General features: G+C 73.8%; 16 protein-coding genes. 7 read left to right on the plus strand and 9 right to left on the minus strand.

Annotation, left to right across the window (positions count from 1 at the left end; all coding sequences use genetic code 11):
- The first annotated feature begins 104 nt into the window (after window positions 1-104).
- Both ABZS51_RS33145 and ABZS51_RS33150 read left to right on the plus strand, forming a co-directional pair.
- Window positions 105-1,331, plus strand: a complete 1,227-nt coding sequence (locus ABZS51_RS33145) for a cytochrome P450 (RefSeq protein WP_355449406.1) — start codon at window positions 105-107, stop codon at window positions 1,329-1,331.
- Between the two features lie 22 nt (window positions 1,332-1,353).
- Entirely contained in the window at window positions 1,354-1,548 is a 195-nt protein-coding gene (locus ABZS51_RS33150; protein ID WP_355449409.1) for a ferredoxin, read from the plus strand.
- A 4-nt stretch (window positions 1,549-1,552) separates the two neighbouring features.
- Here the strand turns inward: ABZS51_RS33150 and pcaC are convergent, their stop codons facing one another.
- The 6 genes from pcaC to ABZS51_RS33180 form a co-directional block, all read right to left on the minus strand.
- Window positions 1,553-2,668, minus strand: a complete 1,116-nt coding sequence (gene pcaC, locus ABZS51_RS33155; protein ID WP_355449412.1) for a 4-carboxymuconolactone decarboxylase — start codon at window positions 2,666-2,668, stop codon at window positions 1,553-1,555.
- Entirely contained in the window at window positions 2,665-3,849 is a 1,185-nt protein-coding gene (gene pcaB / locus ABZS51_RS33160; RefSeq protein WP_355449415.1) for a 3-carboxy-cis,cis-muconate cycloisomerase, read from the minus strand. The genes pcaC and pcaB overlap by 4 nt, the downstream gene beginning before the upstream one ends.
- Window positions 3,836-4,360 carry a protocatechuate 3,4-dioxygenase subunit alpha gene (gene pcaG, locus ABZS51_RS33165; RefSeq protein ID WP_355449418.1) on the minus strand — a complete coding sequence of 175 codons (525 nt, stop codon included), beginning with the start codon at window positions 4,358-4,360 and terminating at the stop codon, window positions 3,836-3,838. Before pcaG ends, pcaB begins: the two co-directional genes overlap by 14 nt.
- On the minus strand, window positions 4,357-5,106 hold the full coding sequence (gene pcaH / locus ABZS51_RS33170) for a protocatechuate 3,4-dioxygenase subunit beta (protein WP_355449518.1): 750 nt from the start codon (window positions 5,104-5,106) through the stop codon (window positions 4,357-4,359). Before pcaH ends, pcaG begins: the two co-directional genes overlap by 4 nt.
- A gap of 91 nt (window positions 5,107-5,197) precedes the next feature.
- The gene (locus ABZS51_RS33175) at window positions 5,198-5,827 is read right to left on the minus strand and encodes a CoA transferase subunit B (protein ID WP_355449421.1); all 630 of its coding nucleotides are present in this window, start codon (window positions 5,825-5,827) and stop codon (window positions 5,198-5,200) included.
- Complete coding sequence (locus ABZS51_RS33180; RefSeq protein ID WP_355449424.1) at window positions 5,824-6,576, minus strand: CoA transferase subunit A; 753 nt, start codon at window positions 6,574-6,576, stop codon at window positions 5,824-5,826. The genes ABZS51_RS33175 and ABZS51_RS33180 overlap by 4 nt, the downstream gene beginning before the upstream one ends.
- Window positions 6,577-6,766: 190 nt before the next feature.
- On the opposite strand from ABZS51_RS33180, the gene ABZS51_RS33185 reads away from it, so the two are divergent.
- The 3 genes from ABZS51_RS33185 (at window position 6,767) to ABZS51_RS33195 (ending at window position 10,437) form a co-directional block, all read left to right on the plus strand.
- Window positions 6,767-8,260: an IclR family transcriptional regulator C-terminal domain-containing protein gene (locus ABZS51_RS33185; protein ID WP_355449426.1), complete on the plus strand. Its 1,494-nt coding sequence runs from the start codon at window positions 6,767-6,769 to the stop codon at window positions 8,258-8,260.
- A gap of 66 nt (window positions 8,261-8,326) precedes the next feature.
- Window positions 8,327-9,868, plus strand: coding sequence for an FAD-dependent monooxygenase (locus ABZS51_RS33190; RefSeq protein WP_355449429.1), 1,542 nt, complete (start codon window positions 8,327-8,329; stop codon window positions 9,866-9,868).
- Window positions 9,838-10,437 (plus strand): TetR/AcrR family transcriptional regulator, encoded by a 600-nt coding sequence (locus ABZS51_RS33195; RefSeq protein WP_355449432.1) that lies wholly within the window; start codon window positions 9,838-9,840, stop codon window positions 10,435-10,437. The genes ABZS51_RS33190 and ABZS51_RS33195 overlap by 31 nt, the downstream gene beginning before the upstream one ends.
- Window positions 10,438-10,572: 135 nt before the next feature.
- Here ABZS51_RS33195 and ABZS51_RS33200 read toward each other — a convergent pair whose 3' ends face one another.
- The 3 genes from ABZS51_RS33200 to ABZS51_RS33210 all read right to left on the minus strand — a co-directional run bounded on the left by ABZS51_RS33200 (window position 10,573) and on the right by ABZS51_RS33210 (window position 13,045).
- The gene (locus ABZS51_RS33200; protein WP_355449435.1) at window positions 10,573-10,917 is read right to left on the minus strand and encodes a hypothetical protein; all 345 of its coding nucleotides are present in this window, start codon (window positions 10,915-10,917) and stop codon (window positions 10,573-10,575) included.
- Window positions 10,918-10,994: 77 nt separating this feature from the next.
- Complete coding sequence (locus ABZS51_RS33205; RefSeq protein ID WP_355449438.1) at window positions 10,995-11,558, minus strand: isochorismatase family protein; 564 nt, start codon at window positions 11,556-11,558, stop codon at window positions 10,995-10,997.
- Complete coding sequence (locus ABZS51_RS33210) at window positions 11,555-13,045, minus strand: cytosine permease (protein WP_355449441.1); 1,491 nt, start codon at window positions 13,043-13,045, stop codon at window positions 11,555-11,557. Before ABZS51_RS33210 ends, ABZS51_RS33205 begins: the two co-directional genes overlap by 4 nt.
- A gap of 215 nt (window positions 13,046-13,260) precedes the next feature.
- Between ABZS51_RS33210 and ABZS51_RS33215 the strand changes: the two genes are divergently transcribed.
- Together ABZS51_RS33215 and ABZS51_RS33220 are read left to right on the plus strand one after the other, a co-directional pair.
- Window positions 13,261-13,773 carry a hypothetical protein gene (locus tag ABZS51_RS33215; protein WP_355449444.1) on the plus strand — a complete coding sequence of 171 codons (513 nt, stop codon included), beginning with the start codon at window positions 13,261-13,263 and terminating at the stop codon, window positions 13,771-13,773.
- Between the two features lie 136 nt (window positions 13,774-13,909).
- Window positions 13,910-14,953 carry a hydrogenase expression protein HypE gene (locus ABZS51_RS33220; protein ID WP_355449447.1) on the plus strand — a complete coding sequence of 348 codons (1,044 nt, stop codon included), beginning with the start codon at window positions 13,910-13,912 and terminating at the stop codon, window positions 14,951-14,953.
- Window position 14,954: the final 1 nt, after the last annotated feature.

Here is a 14,954-nt window from a genome sequence, read left to right on the forward strand (position 1 = left end):
CCAACCCCCCCGCTCTTCCGATCTGCCGTGCCCACAGGACCCCGCGTCGCCACGACGGCCCCAGGCGCGTCGTGGCGACGTCCCGACAAGGAGAAGAGCACGCGATGACCGACATGCTGAGCGCGGCCGGCGCGGACTCGGCCGTCGTCCCGGAGTTCCCGATGGCCAGGGCGGCCGGGTGCCCGTTCGACCCGCCGCCGGGCCTGCGGTCCCTGCAGGAGGAGGGCCCGATCGCGCGGGTCCGGCTGTGGGACGGCAGCACGCCGTGGGTGGTGACCCGTTACGCCGAGCAGCGGGCGTTGATGGCGGACCCGAGGGTCAGCGCCGACATCACGCGCCCCGGCTATCCGGCTCCGGCCCCCCTCCCCAAGGGCTCGTTCGCCAGCTTCATCCTGATGGACGACCCCGAGCACCACCGGCTGCGCCGCATGGTTCAGGCGCCGTTCACCGTCAAGCGGGTGGAGGCCATGCGCCCGGCCGTGCAGAAGATCGTCGACGACCTGATCGACGACCTGCTGACCGGCCCGAAGCCGGTGGACCTGGTCGAGGCGTTCGCGCTGCCGGTGCCCTCGCTGGTGATCTGCGAGCTGCTCGGCGTCCCGTACGCCGACCACGACTTCTTCCAGGACAACAGCAAGACCGTCATCAGGCGTGACGCGGCCCCCGAGGAGCGGGCCGCGGCCGGCGGCCGGCTGACCGCGTACCTGGACGACCTGGTGGGACGCAAGCTCGCCGAGCCCGCGGACGACCTGCTGTCGCAGCTGGCCGGGCGGGTCACGGCCGGCGAGCTGACCCGGGAGGGCGCCGCCCAGATGGGCGTGCTCCTGCTCATCGCCGGGCACGAGACCACCGCCAACATGATCGCGCTCGGCACGCTGGCCCTGCTGCAGAACCCGGACCAGCTCGCGCTCCTGCGCGACGGCGACGACCCGAAGCTGGTCGCCGGAGCCGTGGAGGAGCTGCTGCGCTACCTGAACATCACCCACAGCGGCCGCCGCCGGGTCGCCCTGGAGGACATCGAGATCGCCGGCCAGGTGATCCGCGCCGGCGAGGGCATGATCATGGCCAACGACATCGCCAACCGCGACCCCGGCGCCTTCCCCGAGCCCGACGACCTGGACATCCGCCGCGACGCCCGCCGCCACGTGGCCTTCGGCTTCGGCGTGCACCAGTGCCTGGGCCAGCCCCTGGCCCGCATGGAGCTCCAGGTGGTCTACAGCACCCTCTACCGGCGCGTCCCCACCCTGCGCCTGGCCACGGACCTGGACGCGATCCCGTTCAAGCACGACGGCCAGGTCTACGGCGTCTACGAACTTCCCGTCACCTGGTAACCCACCAAGAGCAAGAGGAACCGTGAAGATCACCATCGATCAGGACAAGTGCGTCGCCTCCGGGCAGTGCGTGATGTCCGCCATGGACGTGTTCGACCAGCGCGACGAGGACGGCATCGCGATCCTGCTCGACCCCACGCCGCCCGCCGAGCTGGCCGACGACGTCCGGCAGGCCGCGGCGGTCTGCCCCGCCCTGGCCATCCACGTGGAGGAGTGAGCCCTCAGGCCGGCGTGCCCGGGCCCTCGGACAGGACGCGCTGCGCCACGGCGAAGGCGGCGTTGGCGGCGGGCACGCCGCAGTAGACGGCGCTCTGGAGCAGCACCTCGCCGATCTCGTCCGGGGTGAGGCCGTTGCGGAGGGCGGCGCGGACGTGCATGGCCAGCTCATCGAGGTGGCCCCGGGCGACGAGCGCGGTCAGGGTGACACAGCTGCGGGTACGGCGGTCCAGGCCCGGCCGGGTCCAGATCTCGCCCCAGGCGTAGCGGGTGATGAAGTCCTGGAAGTCCCTGGTGAAGCCGGAGGTGCGGGCGATCGCCCGGTCCACGTGCTCGTCGCCCAGCACCTCGCGCCGCACCCGCATGCCGGACTCGGCAGGCAGATGCGCGAGCAGGGCGGACGTGACCTTCTCCGGCTGGTCGACGTTGGCCAGGTGGGCGGCACCCGGCACCTCCACGAGCGTGGCGCCGGCGATGCCGTCGGCCAGCTCCCTCGCATGGGCGGGCGGCGTCGCCGGGTCGTCCCGCCCGGCCAGCACCAGCGTGGGAACGGCGATGGCGCCGAGGTCGCCCCGCAGGTCGTAGCCGGCCAGGGCGTCACAGCAGGCGGCGTACCCCTCCGGGTCCGTGGCCGCGAGGTCGTCCAGCAGCGCCCGGTCGGCGGGGCCGGCGAACCACCGCCCGGCGGTGGCCTCCAGCAGCACCGCGGTGCCCTGCTCCCGGACCAGCCGCCCCCGCTCCCGCCAGGCCCGCGGCTCGCCGAACCGGGCGGAGGAGCAGATCATCGCCAGCGAGCGCACGCGGCCGGGGTGGCGTGCCGCCAGGGTCGCGCCGATCGCCCCGCCGATCGAGACACCCGCGTAGTGGAAGCCGCCCGCGCCGCCCATGCCGACCGCTTCGGCCAGCTCCAGCACCCGCTCCGCGAGGGCGTCGACGGTGAGGGCGCCCGCGGGCCACGGTGAGCCGCCGTGGCCGGGCAGGTCGAACCTGAGCACCCGGAACGTCCGGGTCAGCGCGGCGAGCTGCGGCTCCCACACGCGCGTGGACGTGCCGAGCGACGGCCCCAGCACGAGCGGCTGCCCGCCTTCGGGCCCGTCCAGCCGGTACCGCAGCGACGTCATCTCTCCTCCAGCGCCCGGTCCACGAGGGCCGCCGCGCAACCGGGCGTGCCGTCCACCTCCAGGTTGGCGCGCATCCTGGCGGGGTCCACCCGCAGGTCGCCGAGCAGCTCGGCGGCGTCGCGGACGGCACCGGCGACCAGCCGCAGCGCCTCACGCAGCGGCTGCCACTCGGCGTGCCAGGCCCCCGCGGGCCGCTCGTCCTCGGCGGCCAGCGAGCCGTAGAGGATCGCGGCGAGCGCGGGCACCTGGCGGGCGGCGGCGGCGATCATCGTGGCGCGCACCGGGTTGTGCTTGTGCGGCATGGACGACGAGCCGCCGCCGACGCCCTCCGTCACCTCGCCGATCTCGGTACGGGAGAGCACCAGCACGTCGGCCGCGACCTTGCCCAGCGCTCCGGCGGTGAACGCGAGCGCCCCGGCCAGGTCGGCGACGGGGGTGCGCAGCACATGCCACGGCAGCAGGGGCTCGGCCAGCCCGGTCTCGGCGGCGAAGGCGGCCAGCAGGCCCAGTACGGCCTCACCACCCGGCGCGCCATCGGCCCCTTGGGCGGGCGCGGAGCGGGCCGGGGCGAGGGTGCCGGCCGGGGCGAGGGTGCCGGCCGGGCCGCCGAGCTGCACCGGCAGCGCCCGCCGGGCGGCGAGCAGCCGGGACCGGGCGTCCACAGTCAGCTTGCGCCAGCCCGCCGCCTTCAGCCCGAACGTGGTCGGCACCGCCTGCTGGGTGAGCGTGCGGGCGGCCATGACCGTGTCGCGGTGCTCGGCCGCCAGCCCGGACAGCCGGTCGATCACCTGGTCCAGGTGGTCCGTCACGGCGCCGAGGGCGCGGTGGGCGACGAGCATGAGGGCGGTGTCGAGAACGTCCTGGCTGGTGGCGCCCAGGTGGACGTACGCCCCGTACGGCTCCGCTGCCGCGCGCAGGTCCTCCACCAGCGGGATGACCGGATTGCCGCCGGAGCGGGCGCGTTCCGCCAGGCCGGCCACGTCGGGGACGACCTCCCGGGCGGCGGCGGTGACGGCGTCGGCCGCCTCCGCCGGAACCAGGCCGAGGGCCGCCTGCGCGCGGGCGAGCGCGGCCTCCGCGTCCAGCATCGCCCGCACGACGGCGGCGTCACCGGTGGCCTCGGTCGCGGCCCGCATGGGCGACAACAGCCCGAGGTCCGCGGGCCGGTCAGCCGAAGTCAAAGAACACCGTCTCCTTCTCGCCCTGCAGGTGGACGTCGAACCGGTAGACGTCCTCGCGCTCGCGCGTGGCCAGGAGCGTGCGCGCCCGCTCGGGCGGCAGCGTGTCGAGGAAGGGGCGCTCGGCCAGGTAGATGCGGGTGTAGAGGTGGTGCAGCAGGCCGCGGGCGAACACGCAGACGCTGATGTACCCGGTGCCGGGCACCAGGGTGCGCAGGGTCCAGCGGCCGTCGGCGTCGGTCGGCACCCGGCCGAACCCCGTGAAGTCCACGCCGTGCCTGCCGATGATCGCCCCGTTCACCGGGTCGCGGCGCAGCGTGCCCGGAGCGCCCCGCAGGTCACCGGTGGGATCGGCCTGCCAGAACTCCAGCAGCGCGTCCGGCACCGGCGCGCCCGCGCCGTCGTGGACGTACCCGTGCACGGTGATCCCGCCGGCGGCGAGGTCACCGCCGCCGGGGAACGGCAGCGCGTAGCCGTAGAAGGGGCCGACGGTCTGCGAGGGGGTGGGGTTCATCGGCCTTCCTCCATCCAGGTCGCGGCGGGGCCGTCGAGGACGATGTCCCAGCGGTAGCCGAGCGACCACTCGGGCCGGGACAGTTCGTGGTCGTAGGCGGACACCAGCCGCTGCCTGGCCCGCTCGTCGGTGACGGAGTTCAGGATCGGGTCGTACGGGAAGAGCGGGTCGTTCGGGAAGTACATCTGTGTGACCAGCCGCTGGGTGAAGGCCGTGCCGAACACCGAGAAGTGGATGTGGGCCGGCCGCCAGGCGTTGACGTGGTTGCGCCACGGGTAGGCGCCGGGCTTGATCGTGGTGAACGCGTACCGGCCCTCGTCGTCGGTGAGGCAGCGGCCGACGCCGGTGAAGTTGGGGTCGAGCGGCGCGGGATGGTCGTCGCGCTGATGCGGGTAGCGGCCGGAGGCGTTGGCCTGCCAGATCTCCACGAGCTGGCCGCGCACCGGCCGCCCGTCCCTGTCGAGGACGCGGCCCTGCACGGTGATCCGCTCGCCCAGCGGCTCGCCGAGGTGCTGCCGGGTCAGGTCGGCGTCGAGCGCGGTGACGTCCGTGACGCCGAAGACCGGGCCGGTCAGCTCCGTCGCCTCGGGGTCCTTCAGCGCCACCAGGGGCTGCTTCGGGTGGCGCAGCGCGGTGCTGCGGTAGGGGGCGTAGTCCCGGTCGGGATGATCCGCATGCCGGCCGTCGCGCGCGGCGCGGATCTCGGCCATCTCCTTGTCGATGTCGGCCTGGGTGAGGGGTGGCATCATGAGCGGCTACCTTTCGACTGCGACGGCTCGACTGCGACGGCTGCTGAGACGGCTCGGCCACGACGGCCGCCTCGGCGGCGGCGGGCCGTCACGCGTGGACCTCCGCGGCCGTGCGGTCGCGCAGCTCGGCCGGGGTGACGCCGGGCGCGGTCTCGACCAGTCTCAGCCCGTCGCCGGCGACGTCCAGCACGCCGAGGTCGGTGATGATCCGGTGCACGCACGCCCGGCCGGTGAGCGGCAGCGTGCACTCCTCGACGATCTTCGGCGTGCCGTCCCTGGCGGTGTGCTCCATGATCACGATGACCCGGCGCGCGCCGTGGACCAGGTCCATCGCCCCGCCCATACCCTTGACCAGCCTGCCGGGAACCATCCAGTTCGCCAGGTCCCCGCGCGCCGACACCTGCATCCCGCCGAGCACCGCCACGTCGATGTGCCCGCCGCGGATCATCCCGAACGACAGCGCCGAGTCGAAGAACGACGCGCCCGGCCGGACGGTCACCGTCTCCTTGCCCGCGTTGATCAGGTCAGGGTCCAGCTCGTGCTCGGCGGGATAGGGGCCGACGCCGAGGATGCCGTTCTCCGAGTGCAGGACCACGTCCACGTCCTGAGGAAGGAACGACGGGATCCGGGTGGGCAGGCCGATGCCGAGGTTGACGTAGTCGCCGTCGCGCAGCTCCGCCGCCGCCCGCGCGACCATCTCGTCCCGGGTCCAGCTCACAGGGCGACCGTCCGCTTCTCGACGGCCTTGTCGGCGGCCTGCTCGGGCGTGAGCACCAGCAGGCGCTGGACGAACACGCCGGGCAGGTGAACCTCGTCGGGGTCCAGCTCGGTCAGCTCCTCGACCTCGGCGATCGTGACCCGCCCGGCCATCGCGGCCAGCGGGTTGAAGTTGCGGGCGGACTTGCCGAAGACCAGGTTGCCGTGCCGGTCCCCCTTGGCCGCGCGGACGAGCGCGAAGTCCGTCGTGATGCCGTGCTCCAGCACGTACGGCCGGCCGTCGAACTCGCGGATCTCCTTGGGCGGCGAGGCGACGTCGATCGAGCCGTCGGGGTGGTGGCGCAGCGGCAGGCCGCCCTCGGCGACGGGCGTGCCCACGCCGGCAGGGGTGTAGAAGGCGGGGATCCCGGCGCCGCCCGCGCGCAGCCGCTCGGCCAGGCTGCCCTGCGGGGTCAGCTCGACCTCCAGCCTCCCCGTCAGGTACTGGCGGGCGAACTCCTTGTTGTCGCCGATGTAGGAGGCGGTCACGCGGGCGATGCGCCCGGCCGCCAGCAGGACGCCCAGGCCGCCGCCGTCGACTCCGCAGTTGTTCGACACCACGGAGATGCCGCTCACCCCGGTGGCGTGCAGGGCCTGGATCAACACGCTCGGGATGCCGCTGAGGCCGAAGCCGCCGACCGCGAACGAGGCGCCGTCACGCACGCCGGCCAGCGCCTCACCGGCGGTGGCGACCACCTTGTCTCCCCGCACGACGCTCCCTCCGCTCACCGGATGTGTTCGCACAGCGAACTTCAGTTCACTATTGTCGGACGAGTATGCGGACGCCGCGACGCCGCTGTCAAACAGTCTCGAGGCGGCACGCCGACCTGGCGGGCGGGCCGCCTCAGCCATCCGGCGGGCGTCCCGGGCCGTACGTCATGAGCTGTCGGAGGAGGGGCGGATGGAGCCGGCCGGAACCCTGGAGCGCGGGCTCGCCGTCCTGCGGGCGCTGACCGCCGAGCCCGCGCAGCGGATGCGCGCGACGGATCTGGTGCACGCGACGGGGCTGGCCAGGTCCACGATCGACCGCGTCCTGGCCACGTACGCCCGCCTGGACTACGTGCGGTTCGACGGGCGCGACGTGCGGCTCGCCCCGCGCCTGATGGAGCTGGGCGAGGCGTACCTGGCCTTCGGCGGCCTGCGTGACCGGCTGGCGCCGCTCGCGGAGGGGCTGGCCCGGGAGCTGGACGAGTCGGTGTCGCTGGCCGTCCTCGACGGCGACGGGGTCCGCTTCGTCGGCCAGTTCACGCGGCGGCGCACCATGTCGGTGGCCTTCCGGGTCGGCGACCTGCTGCCCGCCGCCCGCTGCGCGGCGGGCCTCGTCCTCCTCGATCCCGGCGCGCCGTGGGCCGAGGACGACCAGCTCGTCGAGCCGGGCCTGGTCGCGGTCGCGATGCCCGTACGGGACCCGGACGGCACGCCGGTCTGCGCGGTGAGCGTGGTCAGCCACACCAGCAGGCACACCGCCGCCGGGCTGCGCGAGCACGCCATGCCCAGCCTGCTCAGGACGGTCACGGAGATGGAAGCGACCCTGGCCGCCCCCCGCCCCGCCCGGGAGTCCGCCCTGCCCGCCCCCGTGGACATCCGCCGACCGGCCGCCGTGAACGCTCCAGCGGACGGCTCGGACGGCTCGGACGGCTCGGACGGCGGCCTGCGGTCGCTGGCGCGTGGGCTGGCCGTGCTGGCGGCGCTCGGCTCGACGCCCGGCGGCTCCACCCTGGCCGACGTCGCCAGGGCCACGGGGCTCCCCCGTGCCACGGTGCGGCGGTCGCTGCTGACCCTGGAACGCCTCGGGTACGCGGCGGCCGACGGCTCCCGCTTCACGCCGCTGCCCCGGGTGATGGAGCTGGGCTACGCCCACCTGTCGGAGCTCTCGTTCGGCGAGGTCGTCCAGCCGCACCTGGCGGACCTGGTGGCGCGGCTGCGCCATTCGGCCTCCGTCGCGGTGCTGTCCGGCGACGACGTCCTGTACGTGGCTCGGGTGCCGACCGCGAGCATCATGACCGTCGACATCAGGGTCGGCACGCGCTTCCCCGCGTACGCCACCTCCATGGGCCGGGTCCTGCTCGCGGACCAGCCCGAGGAGCGGCTGGCCGCCATCACGCTCCGGCCGCTGACCCGCCACACCGTCACGTCCCCCGCCGCGTTCGCACGGGCGGTCCACCGGGCCGGCGAGGACGGCTACGCCCTGGTGGACCAGGAGCTGGAGGAGGGGGTGCGGTCGATCGCGGTGCCCGTACGCGGCCGGGACGGACGGGTCGTGGCGGCCGTCAACGTCGCCACCCACGCCAGCCGCGCCACGCCCGACGACCTGCTGCGCGACGTCCTGCCCGCACTCACCGAGACCGCCGCCCGCATGGCGGCCGACCTCCGCCACCTCCCGGTCACGCCGTAACCGATCAGGCGCCGCTGTCGGGGAGGGCCGGGCGTATTTAGTAATCGGTACGGTATCGTTTATTAAATGACTGACACCGTGCTCATTGCCGGAGCCGGCCCCACGGGGCTGGCCCTCGCCGTCCACCTCACGCTGCACGACGTCCCTGTCCGGGTCGTCGACGCCGCCCCCGCCCCCGCCACCACCTCAAGGGCGCTCGGTCTGCAACCACGCGGCGCCGAGGTCCTGGAACGGATCGGCGCGCTCGGCGACCTGCCGGAGCGGTCGCAGCGCTCGCTCCACATGTCCTACAACGAGGGATCCCGCACCGTGCTGCGGCTCCAGGTCGGCCAGGCGGTGATGGACCAGCCGAAACAGGCGCTGCTGGTCTCGCAGGCCGAGGTCGAGGGAGTCCTGCGGCGACGGCTTCTGGAGCTGGGCGGCGACGTCGAGTGGGGCACCCGCGTGGCCGGGGCCCGGCAGGACGGCGAGGCCGTCACCGTCACCCTCCAGACGGGCGACGGCGCCGAGCAGCGCACCGGGACCGGCTGGCTCGTCGGCTGCGACGGCGCGCACAGCGCGGTGCGCAAGCTCGCCGGGATCGCCTTTCCCGGCCGCGCCCTCATCGAACGCCTGCTCATGGTCGACGTGCGGGCCCGGTGGCCCTTCGACCGGAACGGCAGCACGACCTGGATGGACGCCGGTCACATGCTGTCGGTGACCGCACTGCCGGACGACACCTGGCGGGTGTTCACCGAGCCACCGGCGGACCTGCCGGACGAGCTGTCCGAGAGCGAGATCACCGATCGGGTGCTGGAGGAGTTCGCCCGCCGCAGCGGCGTAGGGCGGGACACGGTCGAGGAAGTCCGCTGGGCCTCGGAGTTCCGGATCCACCGCCGCCTCGCCGAGGCCTACCGCCGCGGCCGGATCCTCATCGCGGGCGACGCCGCGCACATCCAGAGCCCCACCGGCGGTCAGGGCCAGAACACCGGACTGGGCGACGCGGAGAACCTCGCCTGGAAGCTGGTGCTCGTGACGCGCGGCCGCGCCGACCGGCGGCTCCTCGACACCTACGAGGGCGAGCGGCGCCCGCTGGCCCGCAACGTCCTGCGGGCCACCAGCACCGCGGTGGACATCATGTTGCCCGACACGCAGTGGAAACGCCTGCTCCGCGACAAGATGGTGCTGCCGGCCGTCCGCCTGCAGGCCGTGCAGCGCCGGCTGTGGCTGGCCGCGTCCCAGCTCGGCATCAGCTACCGGGGCGGGCCGCTGGCCCCGGAGACGCACTGGTGGACCTCCGGCCCCCGCCCGGGCGACCGGATGCCGGACATCAGGTGCCTGGACGCCGCCGGCGGCGAGGTCACCCTGCACGCGGCCGTCCTCGGGCGGTGGGTGGTACTCGCCGCCGACCGGCGCGTCGCCGACCGGCACGCCGAGGCCGCCGGGGCCCGGCTCGGCGCCGGCCTCGTCACCGCCCTCGTCCCCGTGCCGGCCGCCCATGGCCGGGAGCACGGCTGGGACCCGCGTGACGTGGTACTGGTCCGGCCCGACGGGCACATCGGTTGGCGTGGCCGCCCGGCACCCGACAGACTGGCGGCATGGCTCGATCAGGTGCTGTGGCCGGCGTAGAGCGCGGCCGTCCCCGTGACCCCGGCAACGACGCCGCGATCCTCGACGCGGCGCTGGACCTGCTGATCGAGCGAGGGGCCGCGGGCACCAGCATCGAGGCGGTCGCCCAGCGCGCCGGCGTGGCCAAGCTGACCGTCTACCGGCGCTGGCGCTCCAAGGAGGAGCTCCTCATGGCGGCCCTGGAGCACGCCCGTGACCCCGGCCTCGAAGCGCCGCCCACCGCCGGGCGGTCCCTGGAGGAGCTGATCGGGTATGTCGCGGAACTTCTGGGCCGGCCCCGGTTCCGGGCGCTGATGGCGCGCGTCATCGGCGCCTCGGTGGACTACCCGAAGTTGGTGACCGCCTACACCGAACGCTACCTCCGGCCCCGGATCGACGCCCTCGCCGACGTCGCCCGGCGCGCCGTCGCCGACGGCCACCTCCCGCCGGACACCGATCCCGGCGTCCTCCAGGACGTCCTGGCCGGTTCGATCGGGTTCGTCCTGCTGCGGGGCGAGGAGGAGGTGACCCCGGCGGAGGTCGAGCGCCGCCTGCGCACCCTCCTCCACCACGTCGGCTACCGGCCCTAGAAGAGGCTCCGGCCTTCGCCGGAGGCCGGGAAGCCGGGGCCGTGAAGCAGCAGCCGGCACGCGCCCGGGGGCCGGTGCGTGCCAATGACCGGCGCGTGCCGGTGACCGGCCGGGCGGCGGGGGCGGGACGGCCGGCTATCTCCACAGGTAGTCGTGGCGCGGCTCGGCGGGGCCGACGAAGACGCCGCCGTCCCTGACCTGCCACTCGAACTGGCCGTCCACCTCGTGGAAGGCCAGGAAGAGTCCGCAGACGCGGTCGCCGTCCTCGTCGGCCGCCGGGAGGGCGGCGAGCGCGCGGACCTGCTCCAGGACGTCGGCGGCACCGGCCTCCCGGACGGCCCGGGCGTAGCAGGCCGCGTCCAGCCAGCCGCCCTCGGGAAAGGCCCAGCCCGCACCGCCGCTCGCACGGATGACGCGCTCCGCCTCCGGCCGCTGCCCGTGGAGCTCCAGCCAGCCGCGTATGTGGACCCAGGCACCCATGAAGCCATGGTGGCGGACGGGCGGGCGCGCGGGGATCCCGGGGTCGCGCTCCGGGGCAGTGAGAGGCGCGGCCTCGGTCAGCCGGGCGGGGCCAGGATGTCGGCCACGGTGACGACGCGGATCAGCGGCTCGTACAGCCGCATGACCTCCAGGGCCCGCTGGTGGCTCGTGTCGTCCGCGCCCGCGCACGCGTCGGCGGCGACGAGCACCTCGGCGCCGGCGTCGGCCGCGGCCAGGGCCGTGGACAGCACGCAGCAGTCGGTGGACACGCCCGCCAGCACCAGGCGGCCGTCCGGGCCGACCCGGCCGGCCAGCTCCGGCGTCCACTTGCCGAACGTCGGGGCGTCCAGCGTCGGGCCGGCGTCGGCGGCCAGGCCGGCGAGGTCGTCCACCAGCCCGTACGCGCGGGAGTCGGGTGCCTGCAGGGCGAACGGCCAGCGTTCGTAGTAGTCCGCCCAGGCCCCGGCGGGCGCCTCGGGGGCGACGAAGCGGGTGAACGTGACCCGGGGGCCGAAGGCGCCGACCAGCTTCCTGATCGGCTCGACGGTCTCGGCGAAGCGGGGGGCGAACCAGGGGCTGTCCGGCTCGCCGAAGACCCGCTGCATGTCGATGACCGACAGCCAACCCGCGCGCGACGTCATGCCCGCGCCTCCTCGGCGGTCTCGGTGGAGGACGGCGCGCTCTCCTGGGCGCGGACCCGCGACCGGCCGAGCACCAGCATGGCGACGAAGCCGACGGCCAGCGCGACCAGGACGCCCAGGTTGGCGAAGGCCCAGTCGCCCTCCTTGCCACCCAGCCCGAGCGGGCCGAGCAGGTAGCCCTGCCAGGCCAGCCAGCTCGCGCCGCCGTTGGTGACCAGGCCCCAGCCGAGGACGGCGCCGGCGCCCACGACCGCGACGGGCAGCAGCGGCACGTCACCGTAGCGGCCCCGCGGGCGGTAGAGGTCGGCCTCGTCGTAGTCGCGGCGGCGCAGCGCGAGGTCGGCCAGCATGACGCCGCACCAGGCGGCGATCGGGACGCCGAGTGTGGTGAGGAACCCCATGAACGGGCCGAGGAAGTCGTCGGCGACGAACACGATGTACACGGTGCCCGCCACCATCAGCGCCCCGTCGATCAGCGCGGCGACGTAGCGCGGCGCCCGCAGGCCGGCCGCCAGCAGCGCCAGCCCGGAGGAGTAGATGTCGAGCACCGCCCCGCCGACCAGGCCGAGCACCGCCACCGCCGCGAACGGGATGAGGAACCACGTGGGCAGGACCGTGGTCAGCGCCCCGATCGGGTCCGCGGCGACCGCCTTGTTCAGCCCCGGGGACGAGCCCGCCAGCAGCAGGCCGAACACCAGCAGGACCAGCGGCGCCAGCGACGCCCCGAAGGTCGTCCAGCCCACCACCCCCTTGCTCGACGACCGGCGCGGCAGGTAGCGCGAGTAGTCGGCGGCCGCGTTGACCCAGCCCAGCCCGAACCCGGTCACCATGAACACCAGGGCGCCGATGAACTGCTGGGCCGAGCCCGGCGCCACCGACTGCACGGCGTCCCAGTGGATGTGCGGCAGGACCAGGACGATGTACGCCACGGTCAGCACCCCGGTCACCACCGTGATGACGGTCTGCATGCGCATGATGACGTCGAAGCCCATGACGCCGCCGGCGACGATCAGCGCGGTCACCACGAGGAGCGCGATCGCCTTGGTGGAGGTGCCGCCGCCCCAGCCGAGGCGGTCGAGGACGGTCGCGGCGGCCAGCGTGGCGAGCGCCGTCAGGGCGGTCTCCCAGCCGAGGGTGAGCATCCACGAGATCGCGGACGGGAGCCGGTTGCCGCGCACGCCGAACGCCGCCCGGCTCAGCACCATCGTCGGGGCCGAGCCCCGCTTGCCGGCCACGGCGACGAACCCGCACAGCAGGAAGGAGAAGACGATCCCGACGGCCCCGGCGACCAGCGCCTGCCAGAACGAGATCCCGAAGCCGAGGGCGAACGAGCCGTAGCTCAGCCCGAGGACCGAGACGTTGGCCGCGAACCAGGGCCAGAACAGCTGGCGGGGGCGTCCTTTCCGATCGGCGTCCCCGATCACGTCGAGCCCGTGCGTCTCCACCTTGAGCCGCCCGCCGGCGCGTGTGTCCTGCGTGTCGTCCATCAGACCTACCTGTTCAGCCCGGCCTGTTCAGACCGGTCCGGTCGAACGTAGGCGCCGGTTTCGGATGTCGTCAATAGTGATATTCGTCCGGTGATTTGGCGACATGCCCGGATACCCGGACGCCCGGCCACACGGGCGCACCCGACATGGACACGACCATATTAGATAGCTAAGCTATCCAGCGATCGGATAGTTGAACTATCTAAAGGAGTCCCATGTTCTCCCTCATCGTCCTTCTCCTGGCCACGACACTCGGCCTGCGCCTGCTGGGCCGGCTCGGCGTCCGCCGGTTCGCGAGCTGGCCGATCAGCGCGGCCCACGCGCTGGCACTGCTGCTCGTCGTCACCGCGAGCGCGCACTTCGTGCCGGCCGGTGTCGCCTTCATGCCGAATCACGCCGACATGGTGGCGATGGTGCCGCCCTTCGTGCCGCTCCCCGCCCTCATGGTGTACGTGACCGGGGTGCTGGAGCTGCTCGGCGCCGCCGGGCTGGTCCTGACGGCGACCCGCCGGGCCGCCGGCGTCGCCCTGGCCATCCTCTTCGTGCTGCTGCTCCCGGCCAACGTGTACGCGGCGCTCGCCGGCGTGCCCCTCCAGGGCGCCCCCGCCACACCGCTGTGGGTGCGGATCCCGGAGCAGGTGCTGTACATCACGATCGCGCTCTGGGCGGCCCGCTCGACCGGCGCCCCCCTGACCCGCGCGCCCCGCGCACGATCCGCCGCGCGCTGACACAGCGTGGCGGGCGATTGCGGTTTCGCGATCGGTGTCATGGTTTGCAACCCTCCGGGACGCGGTAAAGCACTACACACGGTGACCGAATGGACACTGTACGGCGATGCCAGGCCGACAAAGGGGGCTCGGGGTCATGAGCACAGCCAAGCCGGATACCGCCCTGGATGAGGTGCACATCCTGTGGACGTCCGAAGGCATGAGCTGCGACGGGGACACCGTCTCGATCACGGCCGCCTCACTGCCGAGCATCGAGGACGTCCTCCTCGGGCTCGTGCCGGGCCTGCCCAAGGTCCACCTGCACAACAAGGTGCTCGCCCCGGAGGTCGGCGGCGCGTTCATGGCCGCGTTCCACCAGGCGGCCGAGGACCGGCTCGGCCCGTTCATCTTCGTGGTGGAGGGCTCCATCCCGAACGAGAACATCAACGGGGACGGCTACTGGACCTCGATGGGCAACGACCCGGCGACCGGGCAGCCCATCACGGTCAACGAGTGGATCGACCGGCTCGCGCCCCGGGCGTGGGCCGTGGTCGCGATCGGCACCTGCGCGGCGTACGGCGGCATCCACGCCATGGCGGGCAACCCGACGGGCTCGATGGGGCTGGCCGACTACCTGGGCCCGGACTTCCGCTCCGCGGGCGGCCTGCCCATCGTCAACGTGCCGGGCTGCCCGGTGCAGCCGGACAACTTCATGGAGACCCTGACCTGGCTGCTGTACCAGGCGGCCGGGCTGGCTCCGATGATCCCGCTCGACCGGCAGCTCCGGCCGACCTGGCTGTTCGGCAAGACGGTCCACGAGGGCTGCGACCGGGCGGGTTATTACGAGCAGGGCGACTTCGCCCTCGACTACAACTCGCCCAAGTGCCAGGTCAAGGTGGGCTGCTGGGGCCCGGTCGTCAACTGCAACGTCACCAAGCGCGGCTGGATGGCCGGCATCGGCGGCTGCCCCAACGTGGGCGGCATCTGCATCGGCTGCACGATGCCCGGCTTCCCGGACAAGTTCATGCCGTTCATGGACCAGCCGCCGGGGGCGTCCGTGTCCGCGGGCATGGCGGGCGTCTACGGCGGGCTCGTGCGCGGGCTGCGGGCCATCACCAACAAGACGGTCAACACCGAACCGAAGTGGCGTCACAACGAACGCAAGCTGACCAGCGGGTACGACCCCCGCTGGCAGGGCTAGA

The organism is Nonomuraea sp. NPDC005501 (genome assembly GCF_040605905.1).
Taxonomy (GTDB): Bacteria; Actinomycetota; Actinomycetes; order Streptosporangiales; family Streptosporangiaceae; genus Nonomuraea.